This is a genomic window from Sinomicrobium halophytocola, from assembly GCF_052983395.1.
Window position 1 is genome coordinate 27,109 of the sequence record NZ_JBRKIT010000023.1, and the last position, 24,458, is coordinate 51,566.

The window sequence follows — 24,458 nt, forward strand, 5'->3', positions numbered from 1 at the left end:
AAAGTATAGCTCCGTTTCGGTGAAAAACCCCAAAATTCATATAATAGACGACACATTGCTAAAAGGTTTTAGCCAAGGTAACCGTGCAGCTTTTCAAACCATATTTGAACTTATGGAAAAAAGGCTGCACGGTTTTGTTTTTTCCTATACCAAATCCGACTATATTGCCGAAGAGATTGTCCAGGAAGTATTTATTAAAATATGGGAAAGGAGAGAAGAAATAAAGCTTAAAGGGTCTTTCAGTTCCCTGCTTTATACTATGGCAAAAAATCTTACCCTGAATTATTTACGCAATGCTTCACAACGGGAGGTTATCCGGAATGAGCTCTGGAGAAATATTTCCGAACTACAGGAAAACACGGAGTCGGAAGTGATATTTTCGGAGTACCGTGATATTCTTGATGACATTGTAAACCATCTTCCACAAAAAAAACGTTCCATATATATCATGTCGAGAGAAGAAGGGAAAACCAATGCGGAAATTGCCGATATCATGGGAATTTCCCAGAAAACCGTAAAAAACCATCTCTGGAAGATATTCGAAACGATAAAAGTGCAATTACAACCCCATCTCGAAAATACTATTAAATTTTTCTTTCTCCTGTCTGCTTATTATTTCTTCTGATTTTCAAGGATTTATTTTTTATTTCCGGTAAGAATATTTTCTGTCGGATAAAAAAAACGAAAAAGTGTTGGGACTTTACAACCACTTATGTGTGTTGTTTGCAGGGAAGAAGCTTTCGCCAGCCGGGAAACTTTCCTTCAAAATCAAATCAACCATTACAAATAATGAAACGGACATGATTAAAATAATCTTTAAAGCACAAACATGCATGATTGTTTTAATCGTCGAATCTTCCTGTCAGTCTGATGGAGGTTCCTCCCCTCAATACTTAGGGAAAGGTCGCGACCATTGAAAAATAGTAAAAAAGACATGAAAAATATTATTACCTGTTTCGGCATTGTTCTGTTATTGTTGTCGTGTAAAGAAGAAGAAAGAACTCCGGAAGTGAAGGAGAAAAACGAGATAGCTTCTGCCAACTATTTACAGAACAGGAAACCCTTACAACCAAAACCATACCTGGAATTGCCCCTGGGAGCTATACGCGCGGAAGGATGGCTCGAAGAACAACTGAACCGGATGGCAAACGGGATGACGGGGAAAATGGATTCCATCTATTCGGAAGTTGTGGGTGAAAGGAACGGCTGGCTCGGGGGCGATGGCGACGGATGGGAAAGAGGTCCCTACTGGATTGACGGCCTGCTCCCCCTTGCATATATACTCGATAACGACACACTCAAGGAAAAAGCAAAACCCTGGATCGAGTGGACACTGAACAACCAGACTGACGACGGTTATCTCGGCCCGGTACCTTTTGAGAAAGAACCGGAACACGAACCCGGGTTGCAACGGGGGGCACGCAGAGACTGGTGGCCCAAAATGATTATGCTTAAAATATTGAAACAGCATTACGAAGCTACCGGAGACGAGAGGGTGATTACCGCCCTTACCAGGTATTTTAAATACCAGTTAAAAGAACTTCCGGAAAGACCTCTGGATTACCTTTCGTTCTGGGGCAACCGCAGGGGAGGGGACAATCTGCAGGTGGTCTATTGGCTGTATAACATAACCGGCGACGAATTCCTCCTGGAACTCGGAGACCTCATACACGAACAGACATTTCCCTGGACAACAGTATTTCTCAACCAAGTCAAAGATGCCGATCCGGGACATCCGTGGTCTTTCGGGAGCACAAAAGGTTACCCTTTTGATTCCCTGGAAATAAGCAAAATCACCCTTTCCAAACCAGGAGGTATACATACCGTAAACCTGGCACAAGGGATCAAGGAGCCCGTAGTACGTTATCAGAAAGAAACCGACGATAAATATCTTCGTGCCGTTAAAAAAGCATTCCGGGATATAAAACAATTTCACGGTCAGCCCCAGGGAATGTACGGGGGAGACGAGCCCTTACACGGAAACAATCCTGTTCGCGGTATTGAGTTCTGTTCCGTTTCCGAAATGATGTTTTCGCTGGAAAGCATGGTACAGATCACCGGGGATATGGAATTTGCCGATCTGCTGGAAAAGATCACCTATAATGCCCTGCCGACTCAGGCATCGGACGATTATATGGCCAAGCAGTATTTCCAGGCGGCCAACCAGGTAGAGATAAGCGATCGTATAGATGCTGCTTTCGAAACCCATAACCACCATTTTACCGATTTCGTATACGGTACGGTAACGGGTTATACCTGCTGTACAACCAATATGCACCAGTCCTGGCCCAAGTTTGTTCAAAACCTTTTTTACGGAACAAAGGACGGTGGTGTAGCTGCCTTGCAATACGCCCCCAGCCGGGCAGAACTCAAAGTTGCCGATGAGGTGGACCTGGAAATCCATGAAGCCACGGATTATCCTTTCCGGGATACGGTCCGTTTTAAGCTGACATTATCTGAGTCGGCCTCCTTTCCGTTCCATCTGCGCATACCCGGATGGACGGACAATCCCGTTATTATGATAAACGGGGAGAAAGTGAACACCGATATTAAGGAACACATAGCTGTGATAGACAGAAAATGGGAATCCGGAGATGAAGTGGTACTGCAATTACCTATGAAAATACGAACTTCCAGGTGGTATGAGTTTTCCACCGCCGTAGAACGGGGCCCTTTGGTGTATTCTCTTAAAATACCGCATCATGAGAAAAGAAAGGACCGAAAAGACGGTTACGGGGAGTTCCGGGAATTTTATCCTGCGGCAGACTGGAATTACGGCTTATTGGAGTCTGTTATAAACAATCCCGAAGAAAATATACAGGTTGTGGAGAAGAATTGGAAAGAAAACTATCCCTGGAACCTGGAAAACGCACCCTTGGAACTGCACCTTAAAGGAGTTAAAGCAGAAGAATGGAAAGACGTAAACGGTGTGCCGGTTATGCCCGGCTTTTGGCACAATGGGAAAAATTCAGAGGATATAAAAGATATTGTACTTATACCCTACGGATGTACAACCCTGAGAATAACAGAATTTCCGACCTATAATATACGAGAGTAAAACCTGTCCGGAAGACAGTGACAGAAAAAGGTTAAAAAAATATTTTAAAGTTGGGACTTTACACGAAGCTACGTGTGATGTATATGCGAGCACGGCGAAAAGTACAGGACACCGTTAACTGTACCCACCGTAAACCATAACAGGAATATGAACAGGGAGAAGGAAATCGAAATACTATTTAAAAAATTCCGGGAAAATACCATAAGTGAGGAAGAGTACCATCTGTTGATGGACTGGATAAAGGAATCCGGTTCTGAAAGCAGGATGCAAAAATGGATGGATGAACATTGGGAAGAATTAAAAAAAAACCAGGATCATCCTGAAAGAGAAATCGTATCGGATACCCACTTCGAACAAATGCTGGAAAAAGCGGATAAGAGAAGAAGGATTCATCGGCCCGGAAGCGGGAAAACGGGATATAGATATTATCAGGTTGCGGCAATACTGGTTTTATTGCTTTCCGTCTCCGGGATCTGGTATTATCAAAACCAGGAAGAACCTTTACCACCTCCGGTCATGGTTACCCAGCACATATCGTCCGGAGAAAAAGCAACAATTACCTTGCCTGACGGTACGGTAGTGAGACTTAATTCGAATACTGAACTGGTTTTTCCCGATCGCTTTTCCGGCAATGCCAGGGAAGTGATGCTACGCGGGGAAGCCTTTTTTGAAGTGGTGAAAGATAAAAAACATCCTTTTCTTGTGAAAACAGGAGAGCTTACCACCCGGGTTTTGGGTACATCTTTTAATGTAAAGGCTTATGAAAACGAAGAAGAAGTAGAAGTTTCCGTAGCCTCCGGGCTGGTTGAGGTGAGTAAAGGAAAAACCGGTAAAGAGAACAAAGAAAAGCAGCATGTACTGCTCAATCCCAGTCAACAGGCTGTTTATCGTGGAGATGACCAGGATTTTATCACGAGGGAAGTGGATATAGCAAGTATAGCCATGTGGAAAGATGGCATTTTATCCTTTAACAGGACACCTTTGGACCAGGCGGCAAAAATGCTCGAACGCTGGTATGGCATAAAAGTAATACTTAAAAATCCAGGGCTTAAAAAATGTGTAATAACCGGAGATCATAAAAATCAGGGATTGGCCAGTGTGTTGCACAGTTTCAAATATTCCCTGGGAGTTTCTTATGAAATAACAAAAGATTCTATCATTATAAACGGAAAAAATTGTACGAGATAAAAACACCGATACATGAATAAACCAACCGGATAGCAATGCACATATAAACCAAAAAAAGCGGCCTCCTTACCACTGTTAGCGCAATTGATAGAAGGCCGGAAACCAAACGAAACCGAAGTTTCACTTAATCTTCACAAAATTATGAAAAATAATCTTGCCAAGGCTTGTATTACCATGACTTTACACACAGTTATACTGAGCATCTGGACATTTTCCGGATTAGCTTTTGCATCTAAAGCCACCTCGCAGAATATTCGGGATGTCTATATCAATGTGGTGGTGGAGGATGTGTCAGTAGAACAGATCCTGAAGACTATAGAAAGCAAGACTGACTTTGTTTTCTTCTATGAAGAAGGAATTATCTATGATACCCATAAAAAAATAACCCTGAACGCACGGAATCAGAGTGTTGCCCGAATTCTGAAAATGGTCTCCAGGGAAGCTCATGTATCTTTTTTACAAAAAAGTAATACCATAGCCGTAAAAAAAATAAGGATACCACCTCCGGTAAAAAAAACAGAAGAAAAACCACAGGAAAAAACAGTGGAAGGGACTGTGATTGACGATAAAGGAACACCATTGCCGGGAGTGAATATATTGGTAAAGGGCAAGCCCAAAGGAACCTCAACAGATTTTGATGGTAATTACGAACTCAGCGTTACCGAAGATGATATCATTACCTTTTCGTATGTTGGGTTTATTTCACAGGAAGTAGCAGTGTCCGGTAAAACGCGGATCGACGTAACTATGCAAGAGGATGCCCAGCAACTGGACGAAGTGGTTATTACAGGGTATTCCGCCCAAGATAAAAAATCGCTCACGGGCTCGATAGCTACTATAACCAGTGAAGATATGGAGAATGTACACGGAGGCGCTACCGTAAGTTCCGGTCTTGCCGGAAAGATTCCGGGAGTCACCTTTCGGATGGCCGATGGCCGGCCGGGGGCAAGTGCCGCCGTACAGATCCGTAATATGGGCACCCCGTTATTTATAATAGACGGTGTCCCCCAGGATGAAGGACAATTTAATAACCTTGCTCCGAATGACATTGAAAGTCTTACCGTCCTGAAAGATGCTTCTGCGGCCATTTACGGAGTCCGGGCAGCAAACGGGGTAGTGGTTGTCACCACCAAAAGAGGAAAGAAAGGTTCCAGGAACACCGTAAATATTAATGCGTATACCGGTTGGCAGAACTGGTCGAGGTTCCCCGAACCGGTAAACGATTCTTACCAATGGATGCTGATGAAAGCTGAAGCTGATGTCAACCAGTTCGGGCAGACGAACATTACCCCGGAAGAGCTGGAAAAATACCGGGTAGGTACGGAGTATGGCTACCAGTCGTTTAACTGGAAAGATTTTATTATCAAGAAAAATGCTCCGCTTACCAGTATCAATATCAATGCTTCCGGGGGGTCGGAAAAGATCAATTATTACCTTTCGGCAACCCGTCTAAAACAGGAGGCCGTTTTGGGTGATGAATTTATTTTTGAACGGACCAATATCCAGAGTAATGTAGATGCGAATATTTCCGATCGTTTGAGGGTAGGGGTACAGATCAATGGTCGGATAGAAGTTCGGGACAATCCTGGTATTCCCTACGAAGATGATTACTGGTTACCGCGTTTTGCTATCCTACGGAACCGGCCATTTGAGCGTCCTTATGCCAATGATAACCCCGATTATCTCAATGATATAGGGCATAATGAGACCAACTGGGCATTGCACAACAAGGAAATAGGAGGATACGCACTGGATACCTGGAGGGTGGTTCAGACCAATTTTACGGGAGAATACGACATTCCTTTTATTGATGGACTAACGCTGAAGGGCATGTATTCTTATTACTATGCCGATCAGGTTCGTGATGGTCATGAATATACTTATGACGCTTATACATATCATCCGGATACCGATACTTATGAAGTAACTGGAGGAAGTACCAATCCATTCAGGGAACGCGAAAATGAAAAAATAATCCGACAACTGTATCAGGGACAATTGCATTATAAAAATTCTTTTGGAGATCATAATATAGAATCCTTTTTTGTGATAGAACGTAAGGAAGACAGGTATATACGTCAGTGGGTTCATGCTGTACCGGACAACAATGATCTCCCCCTGATCTATTTTAAGGACATGGATACGTTTAATGACAGTGATAATGAAGAAGCAAGAATAGGTTATGTCGGTAGAATAAGCTATAATTATAAAAACCGGTATTACCTGGAACTGTCAGGAAGACGCGATGCTTCCTGGATGTTTGCTCCTGGAAAACGGACCGGTTTCTTTCCCTCAATATCCGGGGGATGGCGTATCACAGATGAACAGTTTATGCAAAACCTGCTAGGGGAAAACACGGTTTTAAATGATCTGAAACTCCGGGCTTCCTATGGAGTCCTCGGGGATGATAACCGGGATGTGACAGGACTCGGGGCTTATGATTACCTGAGCGGTTACAATTATAATGTGTCCCAGGTTATCCTCGATGGAAATGTGGTTGTAGGATCGCGCAACCGTGGAATACCTATTACGAATTTTAGCTGGTTTAAAAGTAAGATCACCAATATTGGAGCGGATTTCTACCTTTTTGATAGTAAGTTAAGCGGGTCTTTCGAATATTTCTACAGAAAACGTACCGGCCTTAGGGGACGAAAATACGATATTCTGATCCCCAGTGAAGTAGGTTACGAACTCCCGGATGAAAACGTAAACAGCGATGCCCGTTACGGTATAGAAGGAGCGCTTGCCTATTCCGGTAATTTCGGAGAACTCACATTTACGGTAAGCGGGAATGCTTCGGTTTCAAGGAGCAAGTTCCTCGATAGCTATAAACCGCGTTACGCCAATTCCCTTCAGGAGTACCGCAATCGTCCGGAAGGCAGATACGAAAATATTTTCTGGGGGCTTACCGCCATAGGACAGTTTCAAAACCAGGAAGAAATCGACAACTACCCGGTAAATATAGACGGACAGGGAAATTCCACTTTGTTGCCGGGCGATATTATGTATAAGGATTTTAACGGTGACGGATATATTAATGGTAATGACGAGAGACCTATCGGATACACCTCGTTTAATCCTAATGTCAATTTCGGGTTCAGCCTTCGGATGGGGTACAAAGGCTTTGACCTTACCGCAGATTTCTCAGGGGCTTCCGGGTATTCCTGGAACCAGGAACACGAAATCAGGGTACCCTTTCAGAACGAAGGGGCATTAAACAGTATACAACTTGATCGCTGGCACCGTGCCGATCCTTTCGACACGGAGAGCGAATGGATATCCGGGAAATACCCGCCGCTTCGCTATAATCACGGTGGGCACAGCAGCTACAGGAATTCCACATTCTGGCTGCATAATGTAACCTACATAAGAGCGAGAACGCTTGAACTCGGGTATACGCTCCCTAAAGCTCTCCTGGACAAATTCGGTGTTCAGAAAATGAGGTTCTATATAAACGGGTATAACCTGTTTTCCATAGATAACCTGTCCAAATTCGGGGTGGATCCGGAAATAGCGGATACCAACGGGTTGCAATACCCTCCGAATAAGTTTGTAAACTTAGGTGTAAATATTTCATTATAACACAAAAAGCAACAAGATGAAAAGATATATATATACCCTGATAATATTAACCTTATGGTTGGGCAGTTGTAATGACGACGATTTCCTGAACCGCGAACCCACGCAGATCATCCCTACGGATAAAGCCTATAACAGTCCGGAACTTACCCTTTCCATTGTAGCCGATCTCTATAACAGGTATTATGACTTCGGAACTGTAGAGTCCTGGCAGTCTCTTTCCAGCTTTAATCTGGCTTTCTGGTCAGACAATGGCAGCTACGGGGCATTTCAGAACAATAGCTGGGGATATGGCGACTGGCGTACATGGGATTACGGTTATATCCGCGATATCAATATTTTTATACAGGGGGTTACGGATTCGGAAGGTCTGGAAGAAGAAGATAAAACCCGTTTTATTGCAGAAGCCAGGTTTTTAAGGGCTTCATATTACTTTACCATGGTGAAACGCATGGGGGGTGTTCCGCTTATACTGGAACCGATGGAATATGACTATAGCGGAGATCCTACATATCTGCAACATCCCAGGGAAACGGAAGCTGCCATATATGATTTTGTTATTGCCGAGGCGGAAGAGATCATGGAATTGCTTCCCAATGACGTAAATTCCAAATCAAGGGCTAGCAAAGGGGCAGCCCTTGCCATGCAATGCAGGGCGGCATTGTATGCCGGTTCCATAGCCAAATACGGGACTACAACTCCTCAGGTATCGCTTTCGGGTGGAGAAGTGGGTATTCCGGCAGACCGGGCGAATGGTTATTATACTGCCGCATTACAGGCGGCACAGAGAATAATTGACGGAGAAGCGGGAGCTTATGCATTGTATCAGAAGAAACCCGATCTGGCAGATAATTTTGCCAGTATTTTCTATGACAAGGCCAGCAACCCGGAAGCTATTTTTGTAGAAGATTACCAGTTACAGACCGGTAAGAGACACGGGTTTACAATATCTAATCAACCCAGGTTTGGTGCCGAGGAAGAAGAGGGAGGACGTATAAATCCTTCATTGAATTTCGTACAATCTTTTGAAACCCTGGAAGGAGAATTAGCACCGTTGCCCAATAAAGATGCCTCCGGAGCATATATCGCCTACGATAATATAGGGGATATCTTCGAAAACCGGGATGCGCGCCTGCAAGGTACCGTAATAGTCCCCGGTTCATCCTTTAAGGGCAGGGAAGTGGATATTTTTGCCGGAATACAAATGCCCGACGGTTCCGTAATCAGTGGGGATTCCCGTGGACAAAGCAAGGACGTGGACGGTACTCCCATGCAGGTCGTAGGTTTTGACGGGCCTATTGATGGCCTGGAACATGTGGCCCAATCCGGTTTCTATATCCGGAAATACCAGGACCCCAAGGATGGTTCGGGGCAACGTGGGGTAATGAGCGATGTGTGGTTTATCCGTTACCGCTTCGGAGAAGTGCTGTTAAATGCTGCCGAAGCTGCTTTTGAACTCGGACAAACCGATGTGGCCGCAGATTATATGAACAGGGTCCGGGAAAGAGCTGGTATTACCGTACCGCTTGCCCCTGGCGATGTGACTTTTGACAGAATTGCTCACGAACGTTATGTGGAACTGGCATTTGAAGGATTGTATTTCTTTGATCTCAAGCGCTGGAGGATCGCTCATCTGGTAATGGACGGTTCGGAGATTACGGAATCTGGGATCACACAAAATATAGGAAGCGCTACCAAACGGCAGACACAACCCTATGGAATATGGCCTTATAAAGTGTACAATCCCGGAAATGCAGATCATGAAAAGTATATCTACAAGATTGTCAGACCAAGCCGTGTAACCGCTTCCGATCGCTTCCGGTTTGGAAATTACTATTCCGAGATCGCCCAGGATGTGTTGAACAACAACCCTAAGATTGTAAAAAACCCTAACCACTAAAACGGCAAAGATGAAAACACTAAAATTTAAATATTATTGGATATGTCTCTGTGTATGCGGGATATTCACTTCCTGCGGTGTCGATAATTTTGACGAACCGGATACCTTTTTCAGCGGGCGGGTGGTCTATGAAGGAGAACCGGTACAGGTAAGGCACGGCGAGGTGAATTTTCAGTTATGGCAGCCGGGATATGGGGACCCGGCACCAATTGATGTCCCGTTAAACCAGGATGGTTCCTTCAGTATAAAGACATTCCACGGGGAATATAAACTGGTTTTTGTTAATAATGCAGGCCCTTTTCAGACGGAAATCATAAATGAAGAACAGCGGGATACTATCTTTTTTACCCTGAATGGAGAAAAAACGCTCGATGTGGATGTAAAGCCTTATTTTATGGTAGAAAATACGGAGTTTTCCCTTTCCGGCAATACGGTTAATGCCAGGTGTAGCATAAGACAGATTATAACCGGAGAGGAGGCCAGGGAAGTGGAGCGCGTAACACTCTATCTCAATAATACGGCTTTTGTTTCGGATAATGATCTGGAAAATTATACAAACGCCAATGCCGATATGGGAGACCTTAATGACATTGAAGTTTCGGCAGAAATTCCCGATGACAATACCAGGAATTATGTATTTGCACGTATCGGGGTAAAGATCAGTGGAGTAGAAAGCCTTATCTTTTCACCGGTGGAAAAGTTGGAATTCTGATGAATACCTTAAAATTTAAACAATTTCTGAATGAAACAGCACTCCGTATGTAAAATAGCAAGATCAATTTTATAATAAATATTTTAAGCATGAAGAAAATATATCCGTTAACACTATTACTATTCCTAAGTATGATATGCAGTGCTGTGGCACAGCAAAAGGGAGAACGATGGTCCATAGAGAAGGCCGAAGCGTGGTATAAACAACACGCCTGGATCAACGGAGCAAATTTTGTCCCGAGCAACGCTATAAACCAGCTCGAAATGTGGCAGGAAGATACTTTCAGTCCCGAAGTCATAGACCGTGAACTGGGATATGCCGAAAGCATAGGGATGAATGTTATGCGGGTCTATCTGCATAGCCTGGCCTATAAGGCCGATCCCGAAGGTTTTAAAAAGCGGGTAAACCGGTACCTGGATATTTCCGATAAACACGGTATAAAGACTATGTTTGTCATTTTTGATGATGTGTGGGACAAAACCCCGAAGATCGGCAAACAGCCCGAACCAAAAACAGGTACTCATAACTCCGGTTGGGTACAGGATCCCGGTGATCCCGCTTCCGGAGAAGAAAAGAATTTTCCGGAACTGGAAAAATACGTCAAGGATATTATTAATACCTTTAAGGATGATAAACGTATCCTGTTGTGGGACCTCTACAACGAACCGGGAAATGAGGGGAAAGGAAACGAATCGTTGCCGTTACTCAAAAATGTGTTTAAATGGGCACGTGAAGTTAATCCTTCCCAACCTGTATCGGCAGGTTTATGGTCGTGGGGTCTAACGGACCTCGGTGCTTTTCAGGCATTGCATTCCGACATTATTACCTATCACAATTACGGCGATCCCGAAGATCACCGGAGGGTCCTGGAATTGCTGAAAAGCCACGGACGCCCGATGATCTGTACCGAGTATATGGCCCGCACCAGGAACAGCAGGTTTGCCAATATTATGCCCATGCTGAAAGAGGAAAACATAGGTGCGATAAACTGGGGGCTGGTCAACGGCAAAACGAATACCATTTATGCCTGGAATACCCCGATAGAAAGCGGAGAAGAACCCGTCGAATGGTTTCACGATGTATTCCGAAAGGATGGCACCCCATATCGGCAGGATGAAGCGGACCTGATAAAAAAACTGAATAACAAAAAGTAAGTTAATCTTCATGTACCGAAAATTATCCGTATTTCTCCTGTTTGTTATTGATCTGTGCAGGTTGCCAGACAAAAAAGGAAAAAAAGGAAGATCCGAAGGAGACAAAACCCAATATTGTCTCCCAACCAAAGAAAAAACCATACAACCAGCATAAAAAATCATGAAGAAAATCAATCTATATATCATCTTAGCCCTTGCTATAACTTTAACAGCCTGCAAGCAAACCAACAAAAAAGAAACCGCCGAGAAAAAAACAGAAAATACGGATCGCGCTGAATTACAGGAAAAAGCCTTCGATACGGTCCTGGATGGTAAGCAGGTAGGTCTGTACTGGATAAAGAACAATAAGATAAAAGCCGCCTTTACCAATTATGGGGGACGTTTGGTGGGGTTGTGGGTACCGGATAAAAACGGGAAAATGACCGATGTAGTGACAGGCTTTGACGATGTGGGTGATTTTATCAATTCCACGGAACCCTATTTTGGCGCAACAATAGGCCGGGTAGGGAACCGTATCGCCAAAGGAAAATTCACACTGGAAGGTAAAGAGTACACTATTCCCGTAAATAACGGAGAAAATTCGTTACACGGCGGTAACAAGGGGTTCCAGGATGTAGTCTGGAAAGCAGAACAACCGGATGACAAGACCCTGGTACTGCATTACACTTCTCCCGATATGGAAGAAGGCTTCCCCGGGAATCTTGACGTGAAAGTTACTTACTCCGTTACGGCAGATAATAGTCTGAAAATGGAATATGAAGCGGCAACCGATAAGTCCACTCCTGTTAATCTTACGAATCATGCTTTTTTTAATCTCAATGGAGAGGGGAATGGCACTATTCTGGAACACCGGGTAAAATTTTATGCGGATGCATTTACCCCCGTAGATGAAGGCCTTATCCCTACAGGAGAGCTAAAGAACGTAAACGGGACCCCTTTCGACTTTTCAGAATTTCACACTATTGGAGAGCGTATCGGAGAAGAAAATGAGCAATTAAAGAACGGGGACGGTTATGACCACAATTTTGTATTGAACGATACTAAAGCAAAAGGGATGAATCATGCCGCTACGATCATAGGGGACAAAACGGGTATTACCATGAATGTCTATACGGAAGAGCCCGGGATACAGTTTTACAGCGGTAACTTCATGCAGGGAAAGAATACTTTCAAAAGCGGAGCCAAAGACGACTTTCGTACGGCATTCGCCCTGGAAACCCAGCATTTCCCCGATGCCCCGAACCAACCGGGTTTTCCGTCGATAATATTAAATCCCGACGAAGAATACCATACCGTTTCCATATATAGTTTTTCAACAACCGATAATTAGAATAACCAGATAACTCCATCTAAAATCACCGTGATGAAAAAATTAATTCAGATCCTGTTTACCATCTTGTTTTTCATGGCCGGTTATGCCCAGCAAAGGCAGGCACCTGCATATCCCCTTATAACACACGACCCCTATTTTAGTATCTGGTCTTTTACCGACGAGGTAAATTCCACGCCCACCACACACTGGACAGGCACTGATCAATCCCTGCTGGGACTCGTAAAAGTAGACGGGGAAACATACCGTTTCCTGGGAAAAGAAGGTGTAAATTATAAAGATATACTTCCCGCTTCGGACAGTGAAGCCTATAAAGTAAAAAGTACGGAGAAAAACCCCGGACAAGGCTGGGAACGACCCGGCTATAACGATTCGGACTGGTCTGTATCATCTGCCCCTTTCGGGGATAACGATCAGGCCGGGACTTCGTGGAAAAGCGAAGATCTCTGGTACAGGCGTATATTCGACCTGGCAGAAGTTCCTTCGGGAGAAGTATTGTTAAAACTCCGCCATGATGACAACGTAGAGGTATACATCAACGGAGAGCCGGTATACGATTGCGAATGCTGGAATAACGAATTCAAATACTATGACATCCCGGAAAAGGTCCGAAAAAAACTAAAGAAAAAAGGAAATGTGCTGGCTATTCACATACGGAATACAGCAGGCGGACAATGGTTGGATGCAGGTATCGTGGAAAAAATAGTTCCGAAAGACAAAGCCATTGCAGCCAGGCAAAAAAATCTGAATCTTTCTGCAACACAAACCACATATACTTTGGAATGCGGCCCGGTAGACGTAGACCTTACGTTTACATCTCCCTTGCTTATGGACGATCTCACCCTTTTTGCCCGACCGGTATCCTATATTTCCGTAAAAACTACGCCTAAAGATGGCAAGGCTCATAAAGTGCAGGTATATTTCGGAGCTTCTTCCGCAGTAGCATCCAATGTACCCGGTCAGTTGATGACTACGGAAAAATCGGCCACGGAGAACCTGTCATACCTGAAAGCAGGTACCACAGAGCAACCTGTTCTGGAAAAAAAAGGAGATAACCTGCGTATTGACTGGGGCTATATGTATGTTGCCGCCCCGGGTGCCGCAAAAACAACACAGTATGTTTCCCCTGCTACGGAAGCTACGAAAAACTTCATATCCGGCAATACGGCTTCCGGGGAAGTAAAAGAAGGAAAACAACTGATGCTGAACACCGTTTTCCCTGAAGAAGAAATCCGTTCCGAAAAGGAATACCTGATCTTGCTTGGCTATGACGATATTTATTCTATTCAGTATTTCGGGCAAAACCTGCGCCCGTGGTGGAATAAAGACGGGAAAAATACCATTCAGAACGAATTGGAAAGAGCATACACCCAATACCACGACGTCATGGAAAAATGTAATGTATTTGACAGCGACCTGCGTCAGAAAGCCGTGGCGGCAGGGGGTGAGAAATACGCTAAGATATGCGAGATCGGTTACCGGCAGAGTATTGCTGCTCATAAGCTGGTGGAAAGCCCTGACGGTGAGGTATTGTTCCTTTCCAAAGAGAATTTCAGTAACGGTTGTATCAATACTGTAGATGTAACTTACCCGTCCGCACCGTTATATCTCCTGTACAATCCTGAACTTATGGAAGGTATGCTTACCGGGATCTTTTACTATTCCGAAAGCGGAAGGTATAAAGAACCTTTCCCCGCCCATGATATAGGTACATATCCCAAAGCCAACGGGGTGGTATACGGAGAACCCATGCCCGTGGAAGAGTCCGGGAATATGATTATTCTTACGGCTGCCATAGCAAGAGCGGAAGGGAATGCCGATTACGCCAAAAAGCACTGGGAAACCCTGACCGCCTGGGCCAATTATCTGGCAGATAAAGGCTTTGATCCCGGGAACCAGTTGTGTACCGACGATTTTGCCGGGCACCTGGCGAGAAACGCCAACCTGTCCGTAAAAGCGATAGTAGCCCTCGGGTGTTACGGGTATCTTGCCGATCAATTGGGATATAAGGATGTAGCTGAAAAATATACGGAAATGGCCAAAGAAATGACCGGAAAATGGCAGGAACTCGCCGATGCGGGAGATCATTATGCGCTTACTTTCGACGACAGTAACACCTGGAGCCAGAAATACAATCTCGTCTGGGATAAAGTGCTGGACCTTGATTTGTTCCCGAAAGAAGTCTATCAGAAAGAAATAGCCTTTTACCTGAAGAACCAGAACAAGTACGGTCTGCCCCTGGACAGCAGGTCCGACTACACCAAATCGGACTGGATATTGTGGACGGCAGCTCTGACCGATTCGAAGTCCGAATTTATGAAACTCGCAGATCCTGTGTACGCTTTTGCCACAGAAAGTAAGAACAGGGTGCCTATGAGTGACTGGCATTTTACATCTAGCGGGGATGTCCGCGGGTTCCAGGCCAGAAGCGTAGTAGGAGGCTATTTTATAAAACTGCTGGAAGAAGAATGGAAGAAATAATATAATACCCGATAGGTAGTCCCGGCCGGGAAACAGTTATCGGTTCTCATAAATCCTTTTTGCCCTCAAATTGTTAGAGCTTGTTTAAACAAACTCTAAATTAACCAAACAAAAATGACACCATGAACAGAAAATTGACCTACAGCATTCTGGCCGGGATTTTATCGGTGCTATGTGCTGCGGCACAAACAGTGCCCCGTGTGGAAGGGAGTCCTTATCCATTCTCAGCCGTTCCGGATCATTTGTTCCTTACTTCTGAGAATTATGCTCCTTCCGAGATCATTGCCCTTCAGACCCTTATGGGGGTGATTGCCAAAGACAAACCGGAAATACTCAGGGATATTTACGGTCACAGGGGGCTTGTGGAGAATACGGGAATAACGGTAGATGATACGTATTACACGGACTTCCCCGGACTACTGGAACATTTTGCCGACAGGCTGGACGGATATATCCTTTGTAATCCGAAAGACAAGTCTACCAATGTAGCCATCTCCCTGGCCGGTGTAATGAATGCCGTGGCCATCCCGGCGGATATAGAGCAGACCGCCATAAATGCAGGTCTCGAAAAACTGCTGGATGTAAGGGACAAGGATGAATCCTGGGCGCTTACCAATTATGGGGACCTTTTTAGCCGCACCATCGCATCCTATCAGCAGAGTTCTGACGACCGGGTATATCACCTGGGAGATTACAGTGCATTCACAGGGGCTTTCCAGTTCTGGGACGATTCCCCTTCCGGAACACTGGCCAATAGCGTATACACCCGGATGGACAAAGGAGCCACTTATTTCGGTTGGGGACCGCAGGAATATGAGACGGTAGAACAATTGTCTCTGAATTCCGCGGTGATACATCCCTCCGATTGGGGACCTAATATGTCCACGCTTACCAATATTCCCCCCACAAAGGATACATTCCGTCAGAAGGAACCGGTAAAAGCTTTTGAGGTCGTCCCTGATGTTCACACGGTATGCTTTGTCATTTCCGATGGCGATAACGTACAGTGGCTTCTCGGTTCACACGATAGCCCCACCAGCTGGAACAATCCTAATCGTGCCCGCGTTAACCTCGGGTGGACGATTTCTCCCGCACTTGCGGAACTTGCCCCCGTGGTCTATGAAAAATATGTGGATAACTGCCTTACCACATCCGAAGGCCGGAATGTACTTATCGCCGGGCCTTCCGGAAGAGGATACCACCTGCCGGGAAGATATCCGGATGCCGATCTTGAAGCGGAAAGCGAATTGCTGAATCGCTATATGAAAAAGGCAGACCTGAGGATCGTAAATATCATCGACGCGGATGATAGTGATAATGACCCGTCCGCCTATCTCAAACAGGATAATATAGACGCCCTCTTCTATTACAGCTACGGGGCCAATTACACCGGAAGGCAGGGAGAAATAGACTGGTATAACGGAAAACCGTCCATAGGCGGAAGGTATACCCTTTGGGGAACCCTGTCGTCTCCCGGACCACTTGCCGAACAGCTTAACCAGGCGTCTACCGATATTTATTCCGAGGACGGTTACAGTCTTATCCCCGTTCACGTTTGGTCCAGGGGAGTGGATGATGTACTGAAATGTATCGAGAACCTGGGACCCAACGTACGGGTAGTGGCACCGGACGAGTTCGTATGGCTCATCCGTAAAAATCTTGGCGGATTGGAAGCAGGTACCGGAAACGGGCTCAAAGCGGATTATTATGACGGATATAACCGGAATGAATTCAGGTACAGTCAGACCGATGCTAATGTCGATTTTGATTGGGGAAACGGTGCTCCCGATGCAACGCGCCTGGGAACCGATCAGTTTTCCGTAAAGTGGTCCGGACAAGTACAGGCGTTATATGACGAAGAATATACTTTTTATGTGCATTCGGACGATGGCGTGAAACTTACCGTAAACGGAGAGGTACTTATTGATGCCTATGATTCAAGTGGAGCACAGACCGGAAGCGGTACGATAACCCTGGCTGCCGCTAAAAAATACGATATCTTACTGGAATACGCTGAAGACAGCGACGATGCTTTCTGCCACCTGGAATGGAAAAGCGACTCTCAGATGCGGGAAATTGTTCCTAAAGGGCAACTCTACAGCCGTCCTGATAGTTCCGAGGGCCCGGTGACATTTTATGAAAAATGTGGTTTTAAAGGCTTTCATGCAGAACTCCCCATAGGAGAATACAAACTGGCCGACCTGGAACTCCGCGGATTCCGGGAAAAGGAGATCGCAGCACTGAAAATTGGCCGGGGATATAAAGTGGTACTGTACGAAGAAGATAATTTCGGAGGAGCGTCCAAAGAGATCAATACCAACCGGGGATGCTTCGGCAACTGGAAAAATAAGGTGAGTTCCCTCAAGGTAATGGCCGACGGGGATACGGAATTGGAAGGTACCTATTCTCTCAAAAACGTAAACAGCAGTTTGTTTATGGATGTCCGGGGAGGGCTCGGAGGAGTTTCTGACGGGGTGAATGTACAACTATGGCACGAAAATAATCAGGCTAACCAGACCTTTAACCTGAAACACCTGGGTAACGGAGTATACACCATTACGGCATATCACAGTGCCAAATGCCTTGATGTGGAACAATCCGGGCAGGACGACAGCACCAATATTTCACAGCGAACCAACTATGAAGCCCGTAACCAGCAGTTTATTGCCGTTCGCGAGGGAACCAATTATAAATTTATTGCCGTACACAGCGGCAAAGTCGTTGCCGCTGAAGATGAAAGTACATCACCGGAAGCCAGCGTAGTACAATATACCGATACCGGTCAGGCTTCTGCAAAGTGGGAACTTGTATCCGCTCCGGCGGTGGGTAATGGCGACGGACTCACGGGAGATTATTACAACGGTATGGAGTTTGACACTTTCGCTTTTTCCAGGACAGACCCCAAGATCGATTTTGATTGGGGCGAAGGTTCCCCGGGAACAGGTGTGGATATAGACGACTATTCCATACGATGGAGCGGAAAAGTAGAACCCAGGTATTCCGGGGAATACACATTTTACATCACCAGTGATAACGGCAGAAGGCTCTGGATAGATGGCGAACTCATTATCGATGCCTGGATAGATGACTGGGATGTGGAATACTCCGGTACTATTACCCTGGAAGCCGGACAGAAATACGACATACGATTGGAATATTTTGAAAATTACGGCGGGGCCAATTGCAGGCTTCGGTGGTCCAGTGATTCCCAACCCAAAGAGATCATACCCAGAAACCAGCTGTATGCTGCAGGGCAGACCGTCCTTGTTCAAATAGGAAAGACCGAAGAAAAGGAAGATGCGACTATACTTTATCCCAATCCTTCTTCGGGAGACCTGCGTCTGCAATTTGATTCCGAAAAGACCGAAGTAGCTATTTATAACATGTCCGGTCGCAAGGTCCTGCCCGTTATTACCGTAAGATCGGATGAAGCAGTGGATGTTTCATCATTGAAGAGCGGACAATATATCATCCGTTTTTATGTGAACGGAGAAGAAAAAACAAAACACTTTATTAAAGATTAAGGGACCTGTTTGTCCCTTAAAACCGGAGTCTTCATGCTGAGCTGCCTTCCGAAGCCCTGATAAGGGTGGGGGAAGGCAGTTTTTATGTCAGTATCAGAACTATTGGGAAATTGCCTGGTAAGTGAGTGTTTCAAATTCATCACCTATACGCCAGTAGGGAGACAGGTATTCCTGGGTAAAAAGTATTCCTATAAGATTTTCCTCCGGGTCTGCCCAGTAATGTGTATTAAAAGCGCCTCCCCAGCTAAAAGTACCGATAGAAAATGGAGACAGGTAATTGTTCTTTTCGGTTTCCAGGGCAAATCCCAATCCGAACTGAAAATCATCCGGTTGCGGAGGATACGGGGAAATACGCATTTCCGGGGTTAACTGGTTGGTAAGTATAAGTTCCACTGTTTTCGGACTTAACAACCTTTTTCCTTTATAAGTCCCTTTGTTCATTAAAAGAGAAAGAAACCTGCCATAGTCCGAAGTAGTGGAACTGAGCCCGGCACCTCCTGAAAAATAAGTTCTTTTTTGATTGGGGAACAGGGGACTTACACCTTCATAAATAGGATGGGTCACTTTTTCCAGGCCATCGGGTGTACTTTCGTATAACGTAACCAGGCGGGACTGTTTTTCTTTCGGAATATGAAAATACGTGTCTTTCATTTCCAAAGGTTCGAAAATTCTTTTGCGAAGAAAATTGTCAAACGTTTGTCCGCTCCATAGTTCCACCAAATAACCGAGAAGATCGGTATTGATACCATAGGTAAAGGCTTCGCCGGGCTGATGCTGTAATGGCACTTTGGCGAGGAGTTCCATTTTTTCCTTTAAAGTAGAACCGGCGGACCCGATGCCGCTGGGAATCCCTGTCTTTTTGTAAATGGCCCACATCCTTTTGTCACTGAAAACAGCCGGATAGGCAATACCTGAAGTATATCTCAAAAGGTCCCGGATAGTAATTTGTCTTTCCGCCGGAACGGTGGTGTAAGTGGTGTCCTTTTCATTATATGTGTTCAGGACCTCCGTATTTTCATAAGCCGGTATATACATGGAAACCGGGTCATCAAGTAAAAATTTTCCTTCCTCCCAGAGCAACATTACGGCCAGACTGGTAATAGCCTTGCTTTGGGACGCGATACGAAAAATATTATCGGTCTGCATCCTTTTCCCGCTTTCCACATCGGCATAACCGAAAGCTTTGTTATACACTACTTCACCATTCCGGATAATAAGCGCTGTTGCGCCGGGAATATGTTTGTCTCCGATATGCCTGTAAACAAAAGAATCGATTTGTTCCAGTCGCTCCATGTCAATTCCTTGTGTTTCCTGGGCATGTAAAACGGTGGTGAAAAGAACCAGGAAGAAAGCGACGAGTCTTGTGGTAGTATTCCTTTTTGAAGAAGTTTTCATAATTTTTGATCAGGAGATTTGTACCTGTTTTTCGGTTTCTGTAACGGAAGGATAGTCCGTATATCCTTTGGAACTACCACCGAAATACGTGGCAGGATCTCCCGGGGTAAGAGGTATATTGTGCTCCAGACGGTATGGAAGATCCGGATTGGCAATAAACGGCCGCCCGAAGCCGATCATATCCGCCCAACCTTCGGCCAGTGCGGTTTCGGCTTTTTCCCGGGTATATTTTCCGGAATAGATCATGGTGCCGGCAAACACTTTTCGCAACGCCTTTTTGAAAGACTCCGGCATTAAAGGAGCATCATCCCAGTCCGCTTCCGCTATATGTATATAAGCTATCCCCCTTTTATTCAGGATTTTTGCTGCTGCGGTATAGGTTTCTTCCGGGTTGTCATCTACTGCACCCTGTAAGGTAGTAAGGGGAGCAAGACGTACTCCTACCTTCTTTTTTCCTATGGCGGCGGTAACGGCCTGAACAGTTTCGTCCAGGAACCGCAGCCTGTTTTCCAGGGAACCACCGTATATATCTGTTCGGTTATTGGCCTGTGAGTCTATGAACTGGTTAATGAGGTACCCGTTGGCTCCGTGAAGTTCCACGCCGTCAAAACCAGCTTCTATGGCATTTTTTGCAGCTTTTGCATAATCCTGTATGATTTCCCGGATTTCCGGAGTGGTAAGCGCCCTTGGCGTGGAATGCTGTACCATTTCACCTACCCCGTTTTCAGCGCCTTTGCCTTTGGGGTCGATAAAGACCTTAACACCTTCCGCAACCAGGGAAGATGAAGAAACCGGTGTTCCGTTATCGGGCTGCAGGGAGGTATGGGAAATACGGCCTACGTGCCACAACTGGGCGAAGATCAATCCCCCTGCATCATGTACGGCATCGGTAACCTTTCTCCAGCCTTTCACCTGTTCCGGTGTATATATCCCAGGAGTCCAGGCATAACCCTGTCCCTGTTTGCTGATCTGTGTACCTTCGGAAATGATAAGTCCCGCAGATGCCCTTTGGCTGTAGTATTCAGCCATGAGATCGGTGGCCACTTCGCCTTTTGCCGCCCTTGACCTGGTCATTGGTGGCATAACGATCCTGTTTTTGGTGGTATATGGCCCCACCCTGTGCCCTTTGAAGAGGGAAAGTTCTATATATTTCATGATAATATATTTTAGGGTTGCGAATTATTTGTTTTCCACTGCGTATTTCAGCTTTTTGTTGCGCCTTAAAAACAACAGTGAAATGGCAATACCCGCCGCAGCCATGGCAACGCCGACCCATTCCGGGGAAGTATAACCATAGCCCATATCTATAGGAATACCACCCAGGAATGCTCCCAGTGCATTTGCAATATTAAAACAAGCGGGGCCCAGGGAAGCCACCAGCATTTCCGCTTCGCTCTTTACCGAATTGAGCAATAATACGGTAAGCGGTGGAACAATGGCAAAAGTGGCTACCCCGGTAAGAAATGTCATGGTGAGCGAGGCCCAGGAGTGGGATGCGGTATAGTAGATCAGGATCATACACAGTATCTGGAACCCCAGTACCGTAATAACGGTTGCGGAAGGCGAAAAGGCATCAGAGAGTTTACCACCGATCAGGTTCCCGACAAACATTCCGAACCCCGCGAGGATCATAATGTAAGGCAGGTGCTTTTCGGCAATGCCCGAAACCTCCGTCATCAGGGGAGCTATATAACTGATCCATGCAAAGAGCGCACCTGGTGCCACGGAAAATATCAATACCATAAACCAGACGTTACCATCTTTGAAAATGGCAAAGTCTTTCCAGGGATTGCCCGCATTTTTCCTCGGTTCTGTTTTAGGCATCCATAACCGCAGTGCCAGGATAGTAACCAAACCTATAAAGGCGATCAGTAAAAAGGTATAGCGCCAGGAAAAGTGATGTCCTATATAAGTGCCCAGCGGAACACCGAGCAGGTTGGCTACGGTAAGTCCGGAGAACATAAAGGCTACAGCTTGTGCTTCCTTGCCCTTATCAGCAAGCCTGCTGGCTACTACAGACCCCACCCCGAAGAAAGCGCCGTGCGGAAGCCCGGAAACGAACCTGGATAACAGGAGAAGTTCATAGCTCGGGGCAATAATGGACAACCCGTTGAACAAAGTGAACAGGACCATGAGTAACACCAGTGCTTTCTTTGGAGAAAACTTGTCCATTCCTACCACCAACAACGGCGCCCCGACAACTACTCCCAGCGCATAGGCGGAGATAAGGTAGCCTGCTACAGGGATGGATATATCGAGGTCTTTGGCTACATCGGGTAACATTCCCATAATGGTAAATTCGGTAACTCCGATACCAAGACCTCCCAATGCCAGTGATAATAAGCTTTTTTTCATCTGTTAATATTTATTGTTTTTTAAACGGTCAGATGGAGTGCCCTATGTATGATCCTACCGTCCCGAAAACTTTCGGGAGGTGTCCGCAAATTTGGTCATGGGCATTTCATAAGACGATAGATATATGATATTATTATGCTAAACGCTTCTGTCCCGGAATTACCGGAGAAAATACTTTTTCGAGGTGAGCCTTGTATACGGCTACATCCCTTTCCATATTCCCGTTCTTGACAATATCGTGGAAGTGGATCCCTTCCAGGGGCTCCAGCCCGATGAAGGCGTTCATCCGGTGAAACCCGAACAAAATGCCTTCGTCCACGCTTTTTTGCTGAAAAAATTCCCCCGGAAGGGTAAAAGCTTCCTTAGGCGCATTCCAGCTGGTGGTAGCCATGTATTTTTTTCCTTTGAGCAATCCGCCCGTACCGTAATTGATAGCAGGATTTGCAGAAGAACGACCGTCACTATTGTATATTTCTCCTCTTTCGAAAACATGGTCTATGTACTCCTTTAATTTATGGGGAAGTTGAAACCACCAGATCGGCATGTGATAAATGATTGCATCCGCCCAGGCGAATTTACCGGCTTCTTCTTTCGGAATATAGTTGTCGTTAATATTAGTGGTCTTTACTTCAAATCCTTCCCGGGTGTTAAAGAAATCATGAGTTATGTTTGCCAGGGTTTCATTAAACCGGCCCTGCGATTGTGCGAATTTTTGTCCGCCGTTAATAATGAATATCTTTTGCATAGGGATGTTTGTTAAGATTACAGGACAAAATTATAGCTACTTTATGTATTATTAAAATAATATAAATCATATATTTGTATCATAATTATAATGGATGTGAAAAATGGTGAATTTAGAATGGTACAGGACCTTTAAGGCCATTTATGAAACAGGCACCCTTACCGGGGCTGCCCAGGTGCTTTATGCATCCCAACCGGGGGTAAGTCTGCATCTCAGTTCCCTGGAATCTTATACGGGATATAAATTGTTTGACCGTTCTTCTAGAAAAATAGTACCTACGGAAAGGGGAAAGGTGTTGTACAATCATATTAAGGAAGCTATAACCAAACTGGAGGATGCCGAGCAGTGTTTCCGGAAAAGTACGGAAAAGGACAAACCTACCATTAGTATAGGAATGTGTATGGAAACCTTTCAGTATACTGTAGAGCCGTTTATTTCCACTTTACCTTTTGATGTCATTATCAAATTCGTGGAATACAAGGATGCCCTTACCGACCTGGATAAGGGAATACTCGACCTGGTGATAAGTTCCCGTAAAGGGCAGGATAAAAATATAGATTACCGGGCCTTTTCCAAAGAGAAAATAGTGCTTGTGGCGGGTAGGGATACAGACGTGACCGGTTTTGAAGAATTGTTGAAAGGAGATAGCGCCAGCCTGCAGGAGTGGCTGAAATGCCAAACCTGGTACGGGACGACAGGCGATATGGAAAATCTGCAGAGGTTCTGGAATGTGAATTTCAATAGACATCCCGATTTTAAGTGCAATTACATTGTTCCGAACAAGACTTCTATCGTACGCTGCCTGAGCAGGGCAAAGGGCCTTGCCGTACTTCCCGATTTTCTGTGTATGGATGAGATTGAAAAGGGGAATATACAATTGCTCTGGGAAGGAAAAACCCCCATAGAGAACACACTTTACTTTGCTATGCGTAAAAATACGATCTATGCCGATGAAATAAAATGCATAGAAGACATTTTCGAAAGGAAAATGCCTTCTTATGAACCTGTGGAAAAAGAAAGTATAGCCGGATAAAAAT

15 protein-coding genes are annotated in these 24,458 nt (G+C 45.2%); 11 read left to right on the top strand and 4 right to left on the bottom strand.

Annotated features, from left to right (window positions below; genetic code table 11):
* Positions 1-19 precede the first annotated feature (19 nt).
* The 10 genes from ACVBDY_RS07475 (at position 20) to ACVBDY_RS07520 (ending at position 18,926) form a co-directional block, all read left to right on the top strand.
* A complete protein-coding gene (locus ACVBDY_RS07475; RefSeq protein WP_447174843.1) occupies positions 20-625 on the top strand; it encodes an RNA polymerase sigma factor in 606 nt (201 codons plus the stop codon).
* A 309-nt stretch (positions 626-934) separates the two neighbouring features.
* Complete coding sequence (locus ACVBDY_RS07480) at positions 935-3,058, top strand: beta-L-arabinofuranosidase domain-containing protein (RefSeq protein WP_447174844.1); 2,124 nt, start codon at positions 935-937, stop codon at positions 3,056-3,058.
* 147 nt (positions 3,059-3,205) lie between these two features.
* Positions 3,206-4,246 (top strand): FecR family protein, encoded by a 1,041-nt coding sequence (locus tag ACVBDY_RS07485; protein WP_447174845.1) that lies wholly within the window; start codon positions 3,206-3,208, stop codon positions 4,244-4,246.
* A gap of 141 nt (positions 4,247-4,387) precedes the next feature.
* The gene (locus ACVBDY_RS07490) at positions 4,388-7,828 is read left to right on the top strand and encodes a SusC/RagA family TonB-linked outer membrane protein (RefSeq protein ID WP_447174846.1); all 3,441 of its coding nucleotides are present in this window, start codon (positions 4,388-4,390) and stop codon (positions 7,826-7,828) included.
* Between the two features lie 16 nt (positions 7,829-7,844).
* Positions 7,845-9,725 carry a RagB/SusD family nutrient uptake outer membrane protein gene (locus ACVBDY_RS07495; RefSeq protein ID WP_447174847.1) on the top strand — a complete coding sequence of 627 codons (1,881 nt, stop codon included), beginning with the start codon at positions 7,845-7,847 and terminating at the stop codon, positions 9,723-9,725.
* Between the two features lie 10 nt (positions 9,726-9,735).
* On the top strand, positions 9,736-10,437 hold the full coding sequence (locus ACVBDY_RS07500) for a DUF3823 domain-containing protein (RefSeq protein WP_447174848.1): 702 nt from the start codon (positions 9,736-9,738) through the stop codon (positions 10,435-10,437).
* 89 nt (positions 10,438-10,526) lie between these two features.
* On the top strand, positions 10,527-11,591 hold the full coding sequence (locus tag ACVBDY_RS07505; RefSeq protein ID WP_447174849.1) for a cellulase family glycosylhydrolase: 1,065 nt from the start codon (positions 10,527-10,529) through the stop codon (positions 11,589-11,591).
* A 160-nt stretch (positions 11,592-11,751) separates the two neighbouring features.
* Positions 11,752-12,921 carry an aldose epimerase family protein gene (locus ACVBDY_RS07510; RefSeq protein WP_447174850.1) on the top strand — a complete coding sequence of 390 codons (1,170 nt, stop codon included), beginning with the start codon at positions 11,752-11,754 and terminating at the stop codon, positions 12,919-12,921.
* A 33-nt stretch (positions 12,922-12,954) separates the two neighbouring features.
* On the top strand, positions 12,955-15,402 hold the full coding sequence (locus tag ACVBDY_RS07515; RefSeq protein WP_447174851.1) for a glutaminase family protein: 2,448 nt from the start codon (positions 12,955-12,957) through the stop codon (positions 15,400-15,402).
* Positions 15,403-15,524: 122 nt separating this feature from the next.
* Positions 15,525-18,926 carry a PA14 domain-containing protein gene (locus ACVBDY_RS07520; RefSeq protein WP_447174852.1) on the top strand — a complete coding sequence of 1,134 codons (3,402 nt, stop codon included), beginning with the start codon at positions 15,525-15,527 and terminating at the stop codon, positions 18,924-18,926.
* A gap of 99 nt (positions 18,927-19,025) precedes the next feature.
* Here ACVBDY_RS07520 and ACVBDY_RS07525 read toward each other — a convergent pair whose 3' ends face one another.
* The 4 genes from ACVBDY_RS07525 to ACVBDY_RS07540 form a co-directional block, all read right to left on the bottom strand.
* Entirely contained in the window at positions 19,026-20,321 is a 1,296-nt protein-coding gene (locus ACVBDY_RS07525) for a serine hydrolase domain-containing protein (RefSeq protein ID WP_447174853.1), read from the bottom strand.
* Positions 20,322-20,330: 9 nt separating this feature from the next.
* Positions 20,331-21,476, bottom strand: coding sequence for an alkene reductase (locus ACVBDY_RS07530; protein ID WP_447174854.1), 1,146 nt, complete (start codon positions 21,474-21,476; stop codon positions 20,331-20,333).
* A 24-nt stretch (positions 21,477-21,500) separates the two neighbouring features.
* Positions 21,501-22,676 carry an MFS transporter gene (locus tag ACVBDY_RS07535; protein WP_447174855.1) on the bottom strand — a complete coding sequence of 392 codons (1,176 nt, stop codon included), beginning with the start codon at positions 22,674-22,676 and terminating at the stop codon, positions 21,501-21,503.
* A gap of 133 nt (positions 22,677-22,809) precedes the next feature.
* A complete protein-coding gene (locus ACVBDY_RS07540; RefSeq protein ID WP_447174856.1) occupies positions 22,810-23,421 on the bottom strand; it encodes an NAD(P)H-dependent oxidoreductase in 612 nt (203 codons plus the stop codon).
* Positions 23,422-23,524: 103 nt separating this feature from the next.
* On the opposite strand from ACVBDY_RS07540, the gene ACVBDY_RS07545 reads away from it, so the two are divergent.
* Positions 23,525-24,454 carry a LysR family transcriptional regulator gene (locus ACVBDY_RS07545; protein WP_447174857.1) on the top strand — a complete coding sequence of 310 codons (930 nt, stop codon included), beginning with the start codon at positions 23,525-23,527 and terminating at the stop codon, positions 24,452-24,454.
* Positions 24,455-24,458: the final 4 nt, after the last annotated feature.

Coding starts and splice junctions, on each gene's coding strand:
- ACVBDY_RS07480 (WP_447174844.1), top strand. CDS start 935: ATGAAAAATATTATTACCTGTTTCGGCATTGTTCTGTTATTGTTGTCG.
- ACVBDY_RS07485 (WP_447174845.1), top strand. CDS start 3,206: ATGAACAGGGAGAAGGAAATCGAAATACTATTTAAAAAATTCCGGGAA.
- ACVBDY_RS07490 (WP_447174846.1), top strand. CDS start 4,388: ATGAAAAATAATCTTGCCAAGGCTTGTATTACCATGACTTTACACACA.
- ACVBDY_RS07495 (WP_447174847.1), top strand. CDS start 7,845: ATGAAAAGATATATATATACCCTGATAATATTAACCTTATGGTTGGGC.
- ACVBDY_RS07500 (WP_447174848.1), top strand. CDS start 9,736: ATGAAAACACTAAAATTTAAATATTATTGGATATGTCTCTGTGTATGC.
- ACVBDY_RS07505 (WP_447174849.1), top strand. CDS start 10,527: ATGAAGAAAATATATCCGTTAACACTATTACTATTCCTAAGTATGATA.
- ACVBDY_RS07510 (WP_447174850.1), top strand. CDS start 11,752: ATGAAGAAAATCAATCTATATATCATCTTAGCCCTTGCTATAACTTTA.
- ACVBDY_RS07515 (WP_447174851.1), top strand. CDS start 12,955: ATGAAAAAATTAATTCAGATCCTGTTTACCATCTTGTTTTTCATGGCC.
- ACVBDY_RS07520 (WP_447174852.1), top strand. CDS start 15,525: ATGAACAGAAAATTGACCTACAGCATTCTGGCCGGGATTTTATCGGTG.
- ACVBDY_RS07525 (WP_447174853.1), bottom strand. CDS start 20,321: ATGAAAACTTCTTCAAAAAGGAATACTACCACAAGACTCGTCGCTTTC.
- ACVBDY_RS07530 (WP_447174854.1), bottom strand. CDS start 21,476: ATGAAATATATAGAACTTTCCCTCTTCAAAGGGCACAGGGTGGGGCCA.
- ACVBDY_RS07535 (WP_447174855.1), bottom strand. CDS start 22,676: ATGAAAAAAAGCTTATTATCACTGGCATTGGGAGGTCTTGGTATCGGA.
- ACVBDY_RS07540 (WP_447174856.1), bottom strand. CDS start 23,421: ATGCAAAAGATATTCATTATTAACGGCGGACAAAAATTCGCACAATCG.
- ACVBDY_RS07545 (WP_447174857.1), top strand. CDS start 23,525: ATGGTGAATTTAGAATGGTACAGGACCTTTAAGGCCATTTATGAAACA.